The sequence below is a fragment of the Amycolatopsis sp. NPDC104863 genome, from assembly GCF_055582965.1.
On the sequence record NZ_JBVJOW010000005.1, the window covers coordinates 784,343 to 800,614 of the forward strand.

The following is a 16,272-nucleotide window of genomic DNA, read 5'->3' on the forward strand; positions in this document are numbered from 1 at the left end:
GGCGGTCGGGTGGCAAAAGCCATAACGCCGCTCAGGCCACGTGCCGCTCGAACGCCGCGACGGTTTCGGCGAGCACCTCCGCCCCCGGGCGGGCCCACAGGCCCGCGTTGAACACCTCGACCTCGATCGGCCCGGTGTACCCCGCGGCTTCGACGTGTTCACGCAGGTGGCGGTGGTCGATCGGGCCGTCGCCGGGCAGCGCGCGGCCGAGCAGCGGGTCGGGCAGCGGCACGAGCACGTCGCACACGTGGAAGCCGGCGATCCGGCCGGCCGCGGCGGCGATCGACGTCTCGATCCGCGGGTCCCACCAGACGTGGAACTCGTCGACGATCACGCCGACCTGCTCGGCGGGGTGCTCGGCGGCGATCGCCAGCGCCTGTTCCACAGTGGACAGCACCGACCGGTCCGCGCACTGCATCGGGTGCAGCGGCTCCAGGCCCAGCCGCACCCCGCGCTCACCGGCGTACGGTGCGAGCTCACCCACGGCGTCCGCGACCCGCTGCCGGGACGCCGCCAGGTCGCCGCCCGCGATCCCGCCGACGACCAGCACGAGGACGCCGGCGCCGAGCGCGGCGGCTTCGTCGATCGCCTCCCGGGTCTGCGCCACACCGTCCACAGGGGACCCTTCCGGCGTCACGCCGGTGAAGAACCCACCGCGGCACAACGACGAAACCCGCACCCCGTGCTCGTTCAGCAGCCGCGCGGCTTCGTCGACACCGGTTTCGGCGACCTTGTCCCGCCACAGCCCGATCCAGCCGACGCCGGCGGCCGCGCACCCGGCCACCGCTTCGGGCAGCGACCAGGCCTTGGTGGTGATCTGGTTGAGGCTGAACCGCGGGTCCATCAGCCGACCCCCGCCGCCTGCAGCAGCGGCCGCATCCGCGCCTCGGCCCGCTCGGCGTCGGCGAGCACCCCGGCCTCGTCGGCCAGCCGCAGCAGCGTCGCGAGGTGGGTGATCGTGCGCGCGGACTCGCTCCCGGCGAGCATTCGGAAGTGCTCTTGATGACCGTTCAAGTAGGCGAGGAAGACGACGCCGGTCTTGTAGTGCCGGGTCGGCGCGCGGAAGATCTCGCGCGCCAGCGCGACGGTCGGGTCGAGCAGGGCGTGGAACCCGGCCCGGTCGCCGTCGTCCAGCCGGCGCAGCCCCGCCGCGGCGACCGGCGCGATCGGGTCGAAGACGCCGAGCAGGGCCTCGCTGTGCCCCCGCTCGTCACCCGCGATGAGCTCCGGGTAGTGGAAGTCGTCCCCGGTGTAACACGCGACGCCGTCCGGCAGCGCCCGCCGGAACGCCGTCTCGACGTCGGCGTCGAGCACCGAAACCTTCACCCCGGCCACCGTGGCGGCGTGCTCGGCGCACAGCGCGGCCAGCTCGCGGGCCGCGGCGCGGACGTCGCCGTGGCCCCAGTAACCGGCCAGCGCGGGGTCGAACTGCTCGCCCAGCCAGTGCAGCAGGACCGGGCCGCCCGCCTCGGACAGCAGTTTCCCGTAGGCCGCGTGGTAGTCCTCGGGGCCCGCGGCGGCCGCGGCCAACGCCCGGCTGGCCATCACGACGGGGACCGCGCCCGCGCCGCCGACCAGGTCGAGCTGCTCGCGCCAGGCGTCCACAATGGACGCGAGGCCGGCCGGCCCGGCCGGCAGCTGGTCGGTGCCGACCCCGGCGCACCACCGGCGGCCGGCGGCGGCCGCGCCGGTGCGGGTGACCAGCTCCCGGGTCGTGGCCCAGTCGAGGCCCATTCCGCGTTGCGCGGTGTCCATCGCCTCCGCGACACCGAGCCCGCACGCCCAGAGGTGCTCGCGGAAGGCCAGCGTCGTGTCCCAGTCCACGGCGCCCGGCTCGTCGGCCAGCGCGTCGGCGACGACGTGCGCGGCGGCGTAGGCGATCCGCGACGACGGCGGCGCGCCCGCCGGCTCGGGGGGCGGTGGGCCGGACGGCGCCCAGTTCGCGAGCCCGCCGCCGGGGACCGGGAGCAGGAGCATCGGAAACCTCCGCACGTCAGAAAGCGCTTTCTGATTCCCACGGTAGGGCCTGCGCCAGGACGCGACAAGGCCCGACCGGGTCAGCGCTTGGGCCGCGCGGTGCTCTCCCGCAGGACGACCTCGCCGGAGAGCCGGACCGTCCGCGCCCGGGTGCCGCCGGCGCCCTTGATCGCCAGGTCCATCGCGCGTTCGCCCAGCTCTTCCAGCGGCAGCCGCACGGTGGTCAGCGCCGGGGCCAGGTCGCGGACCACGGGGATGTCGTCGAAGCCGGCCACCGAGATGTCGCCGGGCACCGACAGGCCCTCCTCGCGCAACGCCGTCAGCGCGCCGATCGCCATCACGTCGGTGACGGCGAAGACGCAGGTCGGCAGCTTCCGCTTGCGGCCGGCGAGCAGCCGCTTCGTCGCCTCGTAACCGCCGTCGCGGGTGAAGGCCGCCTCGACGACGTCCTCCTCACGCAGGGTGATGCCGTGCTCGGCGAGCCCGTCGCTGAAGCCGGCGAGCCGGTCGATGACCGTGCTGAGCTGCCGCGGCCCGGCGAGCACCGCGAACCGCTTGTGTCCCAGCCCGACCAGCGCCTTGGCCAGCGCCGCGGCGCCGCCCTTGTTGTCCGGCTGCACGGTGTCGATCTTGAGCCCGCGGTGCCGGCTGACCGCCGCCACCTGCCCGCCGCCCCGGCGGTAGGGCTCGAGCTCGGCGGCCATCGCGCGTTCCCACGCCCGGTCTTCGAACGCCGAGCCGATCAGCAGGATCGCCGCGGCCCGCTGCGCGCGCAGCGTCGAGACGTACGCGACCTCGCGGTCCGGGTCGCGGAACGTCCCGGCGAGCATCACCAGCAGCCCGTTGTCGGTGGCCACGCGCATCACCCCGCCGGCGATCGCGGCGAAGTAGGGGTCGCTGACGTCGTGGCAGATCACGCCGACCGTGCGGTGCGTGCCGCCCGCGAGGGCCTGCGCGTGCGCGTTCGGGGCGTAGGCCAGCTCGGCCGCGGCGGCGGAAACCCGTTCCCGCAGGTCGGCGCGGACGGACGCGGTGCCGTTGAGCACCCGCGACGCCGTTGCGAGGGAGACGTTCGCGCTGCGTGCCACGTCTTCCAGTGTCACGTGCGGCCGGGCCTTCATGGCTGGCTCCTCCAAGGGTCGGTCTCGGTGTCCGCGTGCTCGGTCGGTGCAATCTACTGGGCGGGGGGTGGGCGGGGAGAAGCCGCTGGCCGGGGGACCCGACCCGTTCGAGTGAATTGACGGAAGATCGGCGGTGTCGCGTGCGTTGTAAACAAGGAGAACGTTCAAGTAGTGGGTACGCCACTGCGGATCGACCCCGAAAGGACACACCCCCATGCTGTTCGGTGACGAGCACGTCCGCCGCTACGAGGAGACCGACGGAGAGGTCGGCCACGAGTGGAAGGAAGGCGTCCCGACGCTGGTGCTGACCACGAAGGGCCGCAAGACCGGCCAGGAGCGCAAGTTCGCCCTGATCTACCAAGAGATCGAGGGCGACGTGGTCGTCGTCGCCTCCAAGGGCGGCGCGCCCAACCACCCCGGCTGGTACTTCAACCTCGTCGAGCACCCCGAGGTCGGCGTCCAGGTCGGGGCCGACCGGTACCGCGCCCGCGCCCGCACGGCGGCCGGCGAGGAGCGCGCGAAGCTGTGGGACGCGCTCGCCGCCGTCTGGCCGGACTACAACGAGTACGCGAAGAAGACCGACCGCGAGATTCCCGTGGTGGTTCTCGAGCGCGTGTGATCTGCGCCGCGTTCGGCGCGCGCGGGGGCCGATCCGGCCGGTCGTCGGCTACGAATGACAGTCATGGACCGCTGGACCGCCCTCGACACCGAGGGTGAGCTGCTCACCCGACGTCAGATGATCGCCTACGGCCGGCGCTTCGCCCGCGCCGGCCGGGGCGCCTGGTACAGCTTCGCGATCGAGGTCGTCTGGCAGCTGCTCGTCCAGACGACCCGCTTCCGCGTGCGCGGCTCGCGGCATATTCCGGACAGCGGCGGGGTCGTGGTGGCGTCGAACCACCTGTCCTTCGCCGACCCGACGACGCTCACGGCGTTCTGCCTCGCCGCCGGCCGGGTGCCGCGGTACCTGGCGAAGGCGTCGCTGTGGAACCTGCCGGTGGTCCGCTCGGTGATGCGGTCCGGGCGGCACATCCCGGTCTACCGCGGCGCGGCGACGGCGTCGGAGGCCTTCCGCGACGCGGTCAAGTCCGTGCGCGAGGGCGAGTGCGTCGCGATCTTCCCGGAGGCGACGTTCTCGAAGGACCCGGCCGGCTGGCCGATGCGCGGCAAGACCGGCGCCGCGCGGATCGCGCTGGAGACCGGCGCGCCGGTGGTCCCGGTGGCGAACTGGGGCACCCACCACCTGCTGCCCGCGACGGCGTGGCTCCCGCGCGGGCTGCCGCGCAAGACCGTCGACCTCGTCGCGGGACCGCCGGTCGACCTGGCGGACCTGCGTGACCGCCCGCTCACCCGTGAGGTGCTGGAGGAGGCGACGGCCCGGATCATGGCCGCCGTCACGGCGTTGCTGGGCGAGATCCGAGGTGAGGTCCCTCCCGTGGAGGGTAAGTTCGCCTCATGAGTGCACAACACTTTGATGTCGTCGTGCTGGGCGCCGGGGTCGGCGGATACGTCGCGGCGATCCGCGCGTCCCAGCTGGGGCTGAGCGCCGCGGTGGTCGAGGAGAAGTACTGGGGCGGCGTGTGCCTGAACGTCGGGTGCATCCCGTCGAAGGCGCTGCTGCGCAACGCTGAGCTCGCGCACGTCGTGACGCAGGAGGCGAAGGCGTTCGGCATCTCGTCCGACAGCCCGATCCGCGTCGACTACACGGCCGCCTACGAGCGGAGCCGCAAGGTCGCCGACGGGCGCGTCAAGGGCGTGCACTTCCTGATGAAGAAGAACAAGATCACCGAGTTCGACGGCCACGGCACGTTCGTCGACGACCACACCCTCGAGGTGAACGGCTCGCGGCTGACGTTCGACCACTGCATCATCGCCACCGGGGCGACCACGCGGTTGCTGCCGGGGACGTCGCGTAGTTCGCGCGTCGTGACGTACGAAGAGCAGATCCTCTCGAGCGAGCTCCCGTCGAGCATCATCATCGCCGGCGCGGGCGCGATCGGCGTCGAGTTCGCCTACGTGCTGCACAACTACGGCGTCGACGTGACGATCGTCGAGTTCCTCGACCGGATGGTGCCGCTGGAGGACGCCGAGGTTTCGGCGGAGCTCTTCCGGCGGTATCGGAAGCTCGGGATCAAGGTGCTGACGTCCACCCGGGTCGAGTCGATCGATGATTCCGGTTCGTCGGTGCAGGTGACGGTGTCCTCGGAGAAGAACGGGCAGCAGGTCCTCTCGGCCGACAAGGTGCTGCAGGCGATCGGGTTCCAGCCTCGGGTCGAGGGGTACGGGCTGGAGAAGACGGGCGTCGCCCTGACCGACCGGGGTGCGATCGCGATCGACGGCCGGGGGCGGACCAACGTTCCGCACATCTTCGCCATCGGTGATGTGACGGCGAAGCTGATGCTGGCGCACGCGTCGGAGTCGATGGGTGTGGTCGCGGCAGAGACGATCGCCGGTGCGGAGACGATGGAGCTCGACTTCCCGATGATTCCGCGGGCTACTTACTGCCAGCCGCAGATCGCCAGCTTCGGGTGGACCGAGGAACAGGCTCGTGCTCAGGGGTTCGACGTTCAGGTGGCGAAGTTTCCCTTTACCGCCAATGGGAAGGCTCAGGGGCTGGGGGATGCGGGCGGGTTCGTCAAGCTGATCAGCGACCGCACCCACGGCGAACTGATCGGCGGTCACCTGATCGGGCCGGACGTCACGGAGCTGCTGCCGGAGCTGACTTTGGCGCAGCAGTGGGATTTGACGGTGCACGAGGTGGCTCGGAACGTGCATGCGCATCCGACGCTGGGGGAAGCGGTTAAGGAAGCGGTGCACGGCCTCGCGGGACATATGATCAACATGTAGCCGGTCGGTCGCGGGAGCGGTCAGGATGCCGGTGAGCCCGGCACGTCGAAACGGAGCTCTGGCCGCTCCCAGTGGACCTTCGGCGGCTTCGGCGGGATGGTGCCGGTGCGTCGCGCGCCCATGCGGAGGTAGAACGCCAGCGCGGGCGGGTGCGAGACCACGCGGATGCTGGACATGCCGTTCTTGCGGGCTTCGCCGAACATGTGGGTGACCAGGAGCCGGCCGATGCCGAGCCCTTGAGCGTTGTCGGCGACGAAAAGGATGTCGAGTTCGTCGTCGCGGAGTGCGTAGAAGCCGCGAAGTTCACCGTCGGTGGCGGTGAAGGTGGGGTTGGCGGTGATGTACGCCGGGGTGACTTCGTAGCCGTCCAGGATGGACGCGTAGTCGCCTTGGTACGCGGAGGAGGCGTGCATCAACGCGGTCAGGGCGCCGGCCTGGGTGGTCGTGGCGCGGTGGATCTCGATCTGCCCCATGCCGTGAGCCTACGATGAGGGCGTGACGGACTTCGAACGGCTCCGGAAGATCTTGTCGCGCAACAAAATCCTCGTCAAGTCTTGACTTAAACATAGGTCGAAGTATCAGGCTGAACTCCGACAAACCGGAGGGAAGCCATGAAAGCCGCAGCGTTCACCGAGTTCGGCGGGCCCGAAGTGCTGAAAGTCGTCGACCTGCCCGAGCCGCACGCCGGGCCCGGGCAGGTGCGGGTGCGCGTCAAAGCCGCCGGGGTGCAGCCGTACGACGCTGCCGTGCGGGGTGGGTGGGAGCCGCCCGGGCTGGAGCTCGGCTGGCCTCGCGTGCCCGGCAACGAGTTCGCCGGCGTCATCGACGAGGGTGACGGCGTCGGCACCGAAGTCCTCGGCTTCACCGCCGTCCAGGCTGCCGCCGAATTCATCGTCGTGCCGGCCACCGACGTCACGCCGAAGCCGCCCGAAATGCCGTGGGAGGTCGCCGGTGGGTTCAGTGCCGGGACGCAGACCGCCTCCATCGCCCTCGAACTACTGCGGCTGCGGGCGGGGGAGACGCTGCTCGTGCACGGCGCCGCCGGGTCGGTCGGGACCGCCGCCGTCCAGCTCGCCCGGCTTCGGGGCGCCCGGGTGGTCGGCACCGCGAGCGCGGCCAACCAGGACTACCTGCGCGAGCTGGGCGCCGTCCCGGTCGTCTACGGCGAAGGCCTGAAGGACCGCGTCGCGCCGCTGGGGATCGACGTCGTGCTCGACGGTGCGGGTGGGCACGCTCTTGATGTCTCACTCGAACTGGTGAAGGACCGGACGCGGATCCTCACACTCGCCGACCACGAACGGGCCGCGGAGCTCGGGGTGCTTGTCTCGAAGTCCGGACGCTCCGCCGCGCGTCTCGCGGAGCTGGCGGCCCTCTACGCGAAAGGTGACTTGCGGTTCTTCGTGCGCCGCGCTTACCCGTACACCGAAGCCGCCGCGGCACATCGGGAAATCGAGACCGGGCACGGGCGCGGAAAAATCGTTCTCACGTTTCCCTGACCGTTCCACCATGTGGACGACCGGACGTTCCCGACTTTGGTCGCTGGTCCGCCGCACGGTCACTACTTAGATTCTCCCCAGTACACCGGTCGGGTGTCATTCGGTCGAGCGACCGAGTACTCCAGGGAGACATCGATGGTGAGATTCAGCCGGGTCGCCGCGCACGCGGTACCGCTGACGGTCGGCGCGTTGCTGCTGACGACGGGGGTTTCGGCGGCGCAGCCGTCCACGGTGGACGCGGCGACCGCGCGCACCGAGGCGGGCATCAACGCGCTGCAGAGCATCAAGAAGAGCCTCAGCCCCGCGGAGCGCAAGCAATCGAGCCAACTGGTCGTCGAGAAGCGGTTGCGCGCCGACCGTTCGCTCGCCGCGAAGCTGCCCGAGTACCGCTCCGGCGTCGGCGTGAGCACCGCCGGCACGGTCGCGGTCGACATCGCCGCGCACGGCCAGGCCGTCGCGAACGCCGTCCGGGCCGCGGGCGGCACCGTCCGCTTCGCCGCGCCGGACGGCGCCGTCCGCGCCGACCTGCCGCTGTCCGCCGTGGACACGATCGCCGGGCGCGCCGACGTCACCGACGTCAAGCCCGCCGCCCAGGCCACGACGTGGCACGAGCCGGGCAACCGCGACGCCGGCGTGACCGCCGCGGTGCAGGCCGCGACCCAGGTGTCCGAAGGCGACAAGGCGCACGGCGCCGACACCGCCCGCACGACCTACGGCGTCAGCGGCTCCGGCATCAAGGTCTGCGTGCTCTCCGACGGCGTCGACTCGCTCGCGAAGTCCCAGAGCGCCGGCGAACTGCCCGCGGTGGACGTCCTGTCCGGCCAGAAGGGCAGCGGCGACGAGGGCACCGCGATGCTCGAGATCATCCACGACCTCGCGCCGAACGCGACCCTCGGTTTCGCGACCGCGTTCACCAGCGAAGCCAGCTTCGCCGCGAACATCCGCGCGCTGCGCACCACCGGCCACTGCCAGGTCATCGTCGACGACGTCGCCTACTTCGACGAGTCGCCGTTCCAGGACACGCAGGTCGCGCAGGCGGTCAACGACGTCACCGCGGCGGGCGTCCTGTACTTCTCCTCGGCGGGCAACTCGGGCAACGCGACCGACGGCACCAGCGGGTACTACGAAGGCGACTTCCGCGCGTCGCCGACGAAGATCACCGGGGTCACCGGCACCCCGCACGACTTCGACCCCAGCAGCACCACGCAGAACTTCGACGCGCTTTCGGCGGGCTCGCTCGGCAAGCCGGTGACGCTGTTCTGGTCCGACCCGTGGGGCAAGTCCGCCAACGACTACGACCTGTTCATCCTGAACTCGGCGGGCAGCGTCGTGGCCTCCAGCGAGAACGGCCAGTCCGGCTCGCAGAACCCGTACGAGGTCGCGAGCGTGCCGACGACCGGCTCCGGCTACAAGGTCGCGGTGGTCAAGTACAGCGGCGCCGACCGGTTCATCGCGCTGAACGTGATCCGCGGCCGGTTCGTGGCTTCGGGTTCGCTGAAGGCGTTCAGCACCAACGGGGTCACGAACGGCCACTCGTCCGCGGCGAACGCGTTCAGCGTGGCGGCGGCCCCGGCGGGCCCGGCCTTCACCCGCCCGCTGGAGACCGGTGACCCGGCCAACCCGGCCGGCCCGTACCCCGGCCTGTTCAGCGCGTCGAGCAAGTGGGAGCGGTTCTCCTCCGACGGCAAGCGTCACCTGTTCTACAACGCGGACGGCACGGCGATCACGCCGGGCAACGTGTCCTCGACGGGCGGCACGACGCGGAACAAGCCGGACATCACGGCGGCGGACGGCGTGGCGACCTCGGTGACCGGCTTCCAGCCGTTCTTCGGGACGTCGGCGGCGGCCCCGCACGCGGCGGCCATCGCGGCGCTGCTGCTCTCGGGCAAGCCGACCGCGACCCCGGCGCAGATCCGCAGCGCGCTCGTGTCGTCGGCGATCGACCTGGGCACGCCCGGGTTCGACACGGTGACCGGCAACGGCGTGATCATGGCCGGCCCGGCGCTCGCCGCGCTGGGTGTCCAGCCGAAGTAAGTGCGCGTTCGCTGACGAAGAGGGCCCGGTGTTCGCCGGGCCCTCTTTCGTTAGGGTCGGGGCATGGCGAAGACGGCGGTGGTGACCGGGGCCGGGTCGGGCATCGGGCGGGCGGTGGCGCGGGCTCTGCTGGCGGACGGCTGGCCCGTCGCTCTCGCCGGACGGCGGGCCGAGGCGCTCACGGAAACCGCCACCGGGTACGACGACGCGCTCGTCGTGCCCACCGACGTGTCCCGGGAAGACTCCGTCGCCGAGCTGTTCGCGGCCGTCCGTGCCGAGTGGGGGCGGCTCGACCTGCTGGTCAACAACGCCGGGATCGGCGCGGCGGGCACCATCGCCGACCTGTCGGTCGAGGACTGGAAACGGACCGTCGACGTCAACCTCACCGGCATGTTCCTCTGCGCGCGGGAGGCCGTCCGGCTGATGAAGGACCAGGACCCGCGCGGCGGCCGGATCGTCAACAACGGCTCGATCTCCGCGCACGTCCCGCGGCCCGCGAGTGTCGCCTACACCGCGACGAAGCACGCCGTCACCGGGCTGACGCGGTCGATCTCGCTGGACGGCCGGGCCTGGAACGTCGCGTGCGGGCAGATCGACATCGGCAACGCCGCCACCGAGATGACCGAGCGGATGGCGGCGGGCATCCCGCAGGCCGACGGCCGGGTGATCGCCGAGCCGACGTTCGACGTCCGGCACGTCGCCGACGCGGTCCGGTACATGGCGGGACTGCCGCTGGACACCAACGTCCAGTTCCTCACCGTCACGGCGACGGCGATGCCGTTCATCGGCCGCGGTTAGGGGATCACCCGCGCCTTCCGGAACTCGTCGAAGAGCCGGTAGAACATCTGCTCCGTCTCCACATAGGAATGAAAACCCGCGCGGCGCGACTTCGACGTGTCCGCGAACATGTCGTAGTCCCAGCCGAACACGAAGTCGCCGAACGCCCATGAGCTGGAAACATCCTGATAGGACGCGGTCAGGCCGTGCCGCTCCATCATGGACGTCCACAGTAGAGCCTTGTCGGCCATGACGTCCACAAGGGACATCGGCAGCGGCGGCGCGACCTCCAGCCCGAAGTACGCCGCCAGCTTCGGCCACAGCTCGCGCCAGCGGAAGAGGTCGCCGTTCGCGATGTTGAACGCGCCTTCGTGGCCCGTCGCCCAGATCGTCGCGTCGGCCAGCAGACCCGCGTCCGTCATCTCCAGCAGGCTGTCGTACGCGCCCGGCTTGCCCGGGAACCGCAGCGGCAGCCCCAGTTCCTTCGAGATCGACGCGTAGACCGCGATCACCAGCGCCAGGTTCATCGGGTTGCCCAGCGCGGTGCCGCCGACCACCGACGGGCGGATCGCCGACCACGAGCCGCCGCGCCGCTCGAGGAATCGCTGCTGGTCGACGTTGAACTCCGGCGGCATGTGCCCGGCGTCGGTCTCGCGCGCCGGGGTCTTGAACGGTCCGAGGTGCGCGCCGTAGACCTTGTACCCCTGCATCAGGCTGATGTGCTCGAGCCGCGACGGCGCCAGCGCTTCGACGACGTTCGTCAGCATCGCCAGGTTCGGCGCCACCAGCTCCGCCCACGTCGGTTTGTCCTGGTAGGCGGCGTAGAAGAGGTGCGTCGTGGCGGTCAGCGGGCCGATCTTCGCCCGCGTGTCGGCCGGGTCGAGCAGGTCGACGGCGACATTTCCCGGGCCGCCGCGGCGCGACAGGCCGACGACGTCCCAGCCGCCGTCCGCGCGCAGGTGCTCGACGAGGTTCTGGCCGATGATGCCGTTCGCCCCGGCCACCAGGGCTGTCTTGCGTTCCATGAGACCAGCCTGCGCACGCTGGAGAGATAAGTCCAAGGCTTAGTTATCACGTCAGCGATAAGCTGTGTTCATGACAAGTCTTCGGCAGCTCGAGTACCTGGTCACGGTGGTCGACACCGGCTCGTTCACGCGCGCCGCGGAGCAGCTGCACGTGACGCAGCCCGCGCTGTCGCACCAGATGCGGGCGCTCGAGCAGGGCCTCGGCGGGCCGCTGCTGGAACGGCTGCCGCGCACCGTCCGGCTCACGCCGATGGGCCGGGCGATGCTGCCGCACGCGCGGGCGGCGCTGGCCGATGCCGAACGCGCCCGCTGCGCCGCGCGGCTCGCGTCCGGCACGACGGCGGGGGAGCTGCAGGTCGCGACGGTGTATTCGGTGAGCCTCGGGGTGCTGCCGCCCGCGTTGCGCGTGTGGCGGCGCGACCGGCCGGACGTCGACGTGCGGCTGATCGAGTTCCGGCACGCCGACGAGCTGCGCGACGCGATGGCCGCGGGCGAGGCCGATGTCGCGCTCGGGCCGCGGCCGGTCGGTTGGGCCGGTCCGGTGCGGGAGCTGGGGGTGGAGGAGTTCGTGGTCGTCCTGCCGGCGGACGGGGCGTCGGAGGACACCACGGCGGGCGTGGTCGACCTGGCCACGCTGGCCGACTGCGCGTGGGTGCACTACGCGCCGGGAAACGGCCTGGCCGAGCTGGTCGACACGACGTGCGCGGCGGCGGGCTTCCGCCCCCGGGCGGCGGTCCGCACCGAGCAGACGGCGGCGGCCCCGATCCTCGCGGCGGCGGGCCTCGGGCCGGCGCTGGTCCCGGCGAACGTCCTCCCGGCGCGGTTCGACGGCCGGGTGCTGCGCCCGAGTGTGCCGGTCTGCAGGACCCTGGTCGCCTACACCCGCGCGGCGCCGGACCCGCTGACCGCGGCGTTCATCGAAACCCTGATGGAGCACGCCACGGTGTAGAGCCGGGCGGCGCCGAGCACGGGCAGCGCCGCAGCGTCCATCGAGACCCTCGCGGAGCACCCCACGATCTAGAGCCGGTCGAGCCAGGGATGGCCCGGCTCCAGCGCGGTCGCGAGCCAGCGGCGCTGAGCGTCGTCGAGCACCGGCAGCGCTTCAGCGAAATCCTGCTCGTCCTTGGGCCGGGTGCCGCGGGCCTTGGCGAACAGCTGGACTTCCGGTGCCAGATAGGGGATCCCGTCCGCGGTGACCGCACCCAGCTCGGCGACGGCCCGCCGCACGGCCGGGTTGTGGCGCGCGAGCCAAAAACCGTCCTCGGACTCGTCGAGCATGATCTGGATCCGCCACGGCGCGGACGCCGACGGCCGGCACCAGACGTCGTCGACCCCGCGCGGCAGGAGCTCGCCGCGCAGCCACGGGCGCAGCGTGCCCGGCGGGTCGGCCGCCCACCACTCCCACGTCGGCAGCGCCTCCTGGACCGCGAGCTGGTCGCGGCGGAGCAGCAGGACGTCGACGTCGCCGTGCTCGCGGAACGCGTGCCCGACGGCGAATTCGATCGCGTACCCGCCCGCGATCCACCACGGCGCGCGCATCCCCGAAAACAACGCCGCCACTTCGGCCGGGGAGGCCGGGTCCCAGCTCACGAGACCGAAATCCCCGCCAGCACCGGACCGGTGAACGGCGTTGCCTTGACGTCGTGGGTGCGCGACGACCAGACCGCGTGACCGTGGCCGGACCACAGCGGGGCCGCCGGGAGGTCGCGCAGCAGCTGGTTCTCCGCCAGCCGGTACAGCTCGCCCGCCTCCTCCGGGGTCGCCGCCGCGTCGGCCAGGGCGAGGTTCTGGCGGAAGACCTCGTCGGTGTAGCCCGACTCGGCCGCCAGCTCGGACAGCAGTTCGTACGGGCTCGCCGTCGCCAGGCGCACGTCGACGGCGGCCGGGCCGTCCAGGGCGCCCGCCGCTCGGGCTTGCGCGGTCACCGAAACGTCCAATGCCTTGTGCAGTCCCACCACCAGACTGCGTGTCCACTCCTCGGCGCCGGGTCCGAAGTAGACGGTCGCGCCACCCGGGAACGCCGCCTGCTTCAGCAGGGCCTTGCCCGCCGCCGCGTCGAAGCTGCACGGGCGGCAGGTGCCGGAGCGCTCGCCCGGCGCGTCCGCCGGGGGCAGCAGCGCCTTGGCCGGGTCGACCTGGTGCGCGAGCGGCCCGGCTTCGAGGGCCGCGCGGTCGACGCCGAGGGCGAAGCCGTGACGCACCGTCGCGTCGGCGAAGCGGGGGTTCGTCACCGGGAACACCAGGTAGGCCGCTCGCGGCAGGTCCCACGTCGTGTGGCGGTCGCCGAACTCGTGCATCGCCTCGTGCTTCTCGCCGGGGACCTCGGTCGCGAGGTCGAGCGTGCCCGCCTTGACCTCGTCGTACTGCGCGGCCGGAGCACCGACGCGCAGGTCGATCTCCTCGGCCTTGCCTTCGCCGACGCGCTTGAGCGTGCCGCCCGCCCCGGGCTTCCACGGCCCGTCGAGGCGGTACGGGCCGTTGCCGACCGGCGCCGCGGCAAACCCGGTCCAGTCGCGGGACGCCAGCACCGACGCGGGCAGCGGCACCAGGCCGGGCGCCGACAGCAGGGCGGGCACCTGGCCGGACGGCCGGTCGAGCGTCACCGTGATCGTGTCCGGAGTGGACGCCGTGATCTCGCGGGCGCGCAATAACTTCGTCAACACCGGCGCGGAAGCCCACTGCGAAGCGGCAACCGCCTTCCAGGTGTCCACATAGGACTGTGCGGTGACCGGCGTGCCGTCGTGGAACTTCGCCGGCCGCAGCTTGACCGTCCAGTGGACCCGGTCGGCGCTCTCGATCGACTCGGCCGCACGCGGCGTGACCTTCCCGGACGCGGCGTCGTAGTCGGCGAGCGGGGTCCACAGCGCGCCGGTCACCAGCCGGCCGGCCTGGTCGGTGACGTCGGTGGGCAGCAGCGTCGCGGGCTCCCGGATCCCCGCCGACAGGACACCCGGGCGGGCCGGATCGGATCCGGAACAGCCCGTGACGGCGAGAGCCAGGACGGCGGCGATGGCGAGCAGGCGCATGGGCCAGTCCTACCAGTCGGATGCAAACCAAAGACGGTTGTGTCCGGTTGATCTCCGCCGTACCGTTCGGTTGGTCACGCTTCGAGCGTTCTGGGAGGTTCGTGTGCGCACCTGGTTACGAGCGTGCTTCGCCGCCGTCACCGTCAGCGCCACGCTGGTCGCGACCGGGCTCCCGGCCGCCGCCTGCGGCGAGGACGACAAACCCGCTGCTCCCGCCGCCCGCACCCTGGGCGACCCGGGCGCGGTCAAGAACGTCAAGGCGGTCGGCAACGTGCCCGACGCCGCCGGCGCCATCTCGATCAACTTCCTCGACTACGGCCGCCGCGACGTGATGGTCGTGTCCGGCGAGTTCGGGCTGAAGGTCTACGACCTGACGAAGAACCCGGCCGCGCCGAAGCTGGTCGGGCAGGTCAGCCTGCCGGGCCTGTGGGAGACCGAGGACACCGAGGTCGACCAGAACCGCAAGCTCGTGTTCCTCTCCCGCGACCCGCGCGCGTTCGCGGGCAACACGCACACCGGCGAGTCCGGCATCTACGTCGTCGACGTCGCGAAGCCGGAAGCGCCGAAGATCATCAGCTACGTGAAGGCGCCGGCCGGGCACACCACCAGCTGCGTCGACAACTGCCGCTACCTGTGGACGGGCGGCCCGGCGAAGGCCGACGACCAGCCGGCCGACTGGGGCGGCCGGCCGATCTGGGTCACCGACATCCGCGACCCGCGGCACCCGAAGGTGGACCCGCGGCCGATCGAGCTGGCCCGCAACGACGGCAAGACCGACTACGTGCACGACGTCCAGGTCGACGACAACGGCGTGGCCTGGGTGTCCGGCCGTGGCGGCGTGCGTGGCTACTGGACGAACGGGATCCACCGCGACCCGGTGACGAACAAGGTCCGCCGGGCGACCGCGCACGAGCCGGTCCCGTACGCCGGCGGCGGCATCGCCGAGACGGCGGCGCCCTCGCGGTTCATGCACAACAGCTTCCACCCGGCGGGCCACCGCATCGGCGACGGCGCGTGGCGCGGCCAGGACCTGATCTACGCGACGGAGGAGAACTTCGTCGACGGCTGCGCGGGCGACGGCGTCCTGACGATCTCGTCGCTGAAGGGCTCCTACCACGGCGAAGGCTGGCGTTCGACGCCCGAGCAGCCGTTCCGCCTGGAGAGCGTCGGCACCTGGGGCGTCAACGGCCAGGAAGGCAGCGACCCGGCCTCCGACGACTGCTCCGCGCACTACTTCGACGTCCGCGGCAAGATCCTGGTGCAGTCGTTCTACGCGCAGGGCACGCGGTTCCTCGACGTCAGCGACCCGACGAACCCGCGCCAGATCGCGTACTACCGCCCGGGCGACGCGAGCGCGTGGGCGCCGTACTGGCACGGGAAGTACGTGTACGTGGCCGACAACGCGCGCGGGGTCGACGTCCTGCAGCTCACCCGGTAACGGCTCAGGCGGTCGGGCACCAGAAGCGCAGCCGCCCGGCCGCGCTGACGTCCGTGAAGACCCCGCCGTTGCGCTCGATCACGCGGCGCGAGGCGTGGTTGTCCGGGGCGCAGGTCAGCAACGCGCGGTCGATGCCCGCGCCGCGCGCTTCGCCCAGGACAGCGCGCAGCAGCGTGGTGGCGTGCCCCCGGCCGCGAGCCGTGGGACGGATGTCGTAGCCGATGTGGCCGCCGAAATCGGGAAGTTCCCCGGTGAGCCGGAGGTTGAGGCGGGCCCGCCCGAGGAAGTGCGCGCCGGCGACCCACCAGTACACGCGGTGCGTCGGCGTGGCGGCTTCTTCGGTCCAGCGCCGGAACGCCGCCGGGTCGGCGAGGACGTCCAGCCGGAGATCGGTGTGCAGTCCCTCGTCGTGAAACTCGCGCAGGGCGTCGAGGAACGATGCGTGGCAGCACGTGCCGGGGACGGTCAAGTGGGGCTCGGACACCCCTCGACGATCGCGGACCGTGGGAGCCGGCGCAAAACATTTTCGGGTGA

Annotated in this window: 16 protein-coding genes; 8 read left to right on the forward strand and 8 right to left on the reverse strand. The window is 71.8% G+C overall.

All coding sequences use genetic code 11. From position 1 onward, the window contains the following. Positions 1–31 precede the first annotated feature (31 nt). The 3 genes from ACZ63J_RS30520 to ACZ63J_RS30530 all read right to left on the reverse strand — a co-directional run bounded on the left by ACZ63J_RS30520 (position 32) and on the right by ACZ63J_RS30530 (position 3,098). A complete protein-coding gene (locus ACZ63J_RS30520) occupies positions 32–844 on the reverse strand; it encodes a sugar phosphate isomerase/epimerase family protein (protein ID WP_465401270.1) in 813 nt (270 codons plus the stop codon). Beyond that, complete coding sequence (locus tag ACZ63J_RS30525) at positions 844–1,977, reverse strand: DUF993 family protein (RefSeq protein ID WP_465401271.1); 1,134 nt, start codon at positions 1,975–1,977, stop codon at positions 844–846. Before ACZ63J_RS30525 ends, ACZ63J_RS30520 begins: the two co-directional genes overlap by 1 nt. Positions 1,978–2,057: 80 nt before the next feature. After that, positions 2,058–3,098, reverse strand: coding sequence for a LacI family DNA-binding transcriptional regulator (locus ACZ63J_RS30530; protein ID WP_465401272.1), 1,041 nt, complete (start codon positions 3,096–3,098; stop codon positions 2,058–2,060). 214 nt (positions 3,099–3,312) lie between these two features. Between ACZ63J_RS30530 and ACZ63J_RS30535 the strand changes: the two genes are divergently transcribed. The 3 genes from ACZ63J_RS30535 (at position 3,313) to lpdA (ending at position 5,942) form a co-directional block, all read left to right on the forward strand. Further along, positions 3,313–3,717 (forward strand): nitroreductase family deazaflavin-dependent oxidoreductase, encoded by a 405-nt coding sequence (locus ACZ63J_RS30535; protein ID WP_465304115.1) that lies wholly within the window; start codon positions 3,313–3,315, stop codon positions 3,715–3,717. A 63-nt stretch (positions 3,718–3,780) separates the two neighbouring features. Then, positions 3,781–4,554, forward strand: a complete 774-nt coding sequence (locus tag ACZ63J_RS30540) for a lysophospholipid acyltransferase family protein (protein WP_465401273.1) — start codon at positions 3,781–3,783, stop codon at positions 4,552–4,554. Next, entirely contained in the window at positions 4,551–5,942 is a 1,392-nt protein-coding gene (lpdA, locus tag ACZ63J_RS30545) for a dihydrolipoyl dehydrogenase (RefSeq protein ID WP_465401274.1), read from the forward strand. Before ACZ63J_RS30540 ends, lpdA begins: the two co-directional genes overlap by 4 nt. Positions 5,943–5,962: 20 nt before the next feature. Here lpdA and ACZ63J_RS30550 read toward each other — a convergent pair whose 3' ends face one another. Next, entirely contained in the window at positions 5,963–6,415 is a 453-nt protein-coding gene (locus ACZ63J_RS30550; RefSeq protein ID WP_465401275.1) for a GNAT family N-acetyltransferase, read from the reverse strand. Positions 6,416–6,553: 138 nt separating this feature from the next. Here ACZ63J_RS30550 and ACZ63J_RS30555 point away from each other — a divergent pair, with 138 nt between their 5' ends. The 3 genes from ACZ63J_RS30555 (at position 6,554) to ACZ63J_RS30565 (ending at position 10,270) form a co-directional block, all read left to right on the forward strand. Next, a complete protein-coding gene (locus ACZ63J_RS30555) occupies positions 6,554–7,438 on the forward strand; it encodes an NADP-dependent oxidoreductase (RefSeq protein WP_465401276.1) in 885 nt (294 codons plus the stop codon). A gap of 135 nt (positions 7,439–7,573) precedes the next feature. Next, positions 7,574–9,472, forward strand: a complete 1,899-nt coding sequence (locus ACZ63J_RS30560) for a S8 family peptidase (protein ID WP_465401277.1) — start codon at positions 7,574–7,576, stop codon at positions 9,470–9,472. Positions 9,473–9,535: 63 nt separating this feature from the next. Next, a complete protein-coding gene (locus ACZ63J_RS30565; RefSeq protein ID WP_465401278.1) occupies positions 9,536–10,270 on the forward strand; it encodes an SDR family oxidoreductase in 735 nt (244 codons plus the stop codon). On the opposite strand, the gene ACZ63J_RS30570 is transcribed toward ACZ63J_RS30565, so the two are convergent. Next, positions 10,267–11,274: an SDR family oxidoreductase gene (locus tag ACZ63J_RS30570; RefSeq protein ID WP_465401279.1), complete on the reverse strand. Its 1,008-nt coding sequence runs from the start codon at positions 11,272–11,274 to the stop codon at positions 10,267–10,269. The two genes, ACZ63J_RS30565 and ACZ63J_RS30570, sit on opposite strands and share 4 nt — an antisense overlap. 70 nt (positions 11,275–11,344) lie before the next feature. On the opposite strand from ACZ63J_RS30570, the gene ACZ63J_RS30575 reads away from it, so the two are divergent. Then, entirely contained in the window at positions 11,345–12,223 is an 879-nt protein-coding gene (locus ACZ63J_RS30575) for a LysR family transcriptional regulator (protein ID WP_465401280.1), read from the forward strand. A 68-nt stretch (positions 12,224–12,291) separates the two neighbouring features. On the opposite strand, the gene ACZ63J_RS30580 is transcribed toward ACZ63J_RS30575, so the two are convergent. Continuing rightward, positions 12,292–12,864: a nucleotidyltransferase domain-containing protein gene (locus ACZ63J_RS30580; protein ID WP_465401281.1), complete on the reverse strand. Its 573-nt coding sequence runs from the start codon at positions 12,862–12,864 to the stop codon at positions 12,292–12,294. Beyond that, positions 12,861–14,300, reverse strand: a complete 1,440-nt coding sequence (locus ACZ63J_RS30585; protein ID WP_465401282.1) for a peptide ABC transporter substrate-binding protein — start codon at positions 14,298–14,300, stop codon at positions 12,861–12,863. The genes ACZ63J_RS30580 and ACZ63J_RS30585 overlap by 4 nt, the downstream gene beginning before the upstream one ends. 103 nt (positions 14,301–14,403) lie before the next feature. Between ACZ63J_RS30585 and ACZ63J_RS30590 the strand changes: the two genes are divergently transcribed. After that, entirely contained in the window at positions 14,404–15,738 is a 1,335-nt protein-coding gene (locus ACZ63J_RS30590; RefSeq protein WP_465401283.1) for an LVIVD repeat-containing protein, read from the forward strand. A 4-nt stretch (positions 15,739–15,742) separates the two neighbouring features. On the opposite strand, the gene ACZ63J_RS30595 is transcribed toward ACZ63J_RS30590, so the two are convergent. Continuing rightward, positions 15,743–16,222: a GNAT family N-acetyltransferase gene (locus tag ACZ63J_RS30595; protein ID WP_465401284.1), complete on the reverse strand. Its 480-nt coding sequence runs from the start codon at positions 16,220–16,222 to the stop codon at positions 15,743–15,745. Between the last annotated feature and the right edge of the window lie 50 nt (positions 16,223–16,272).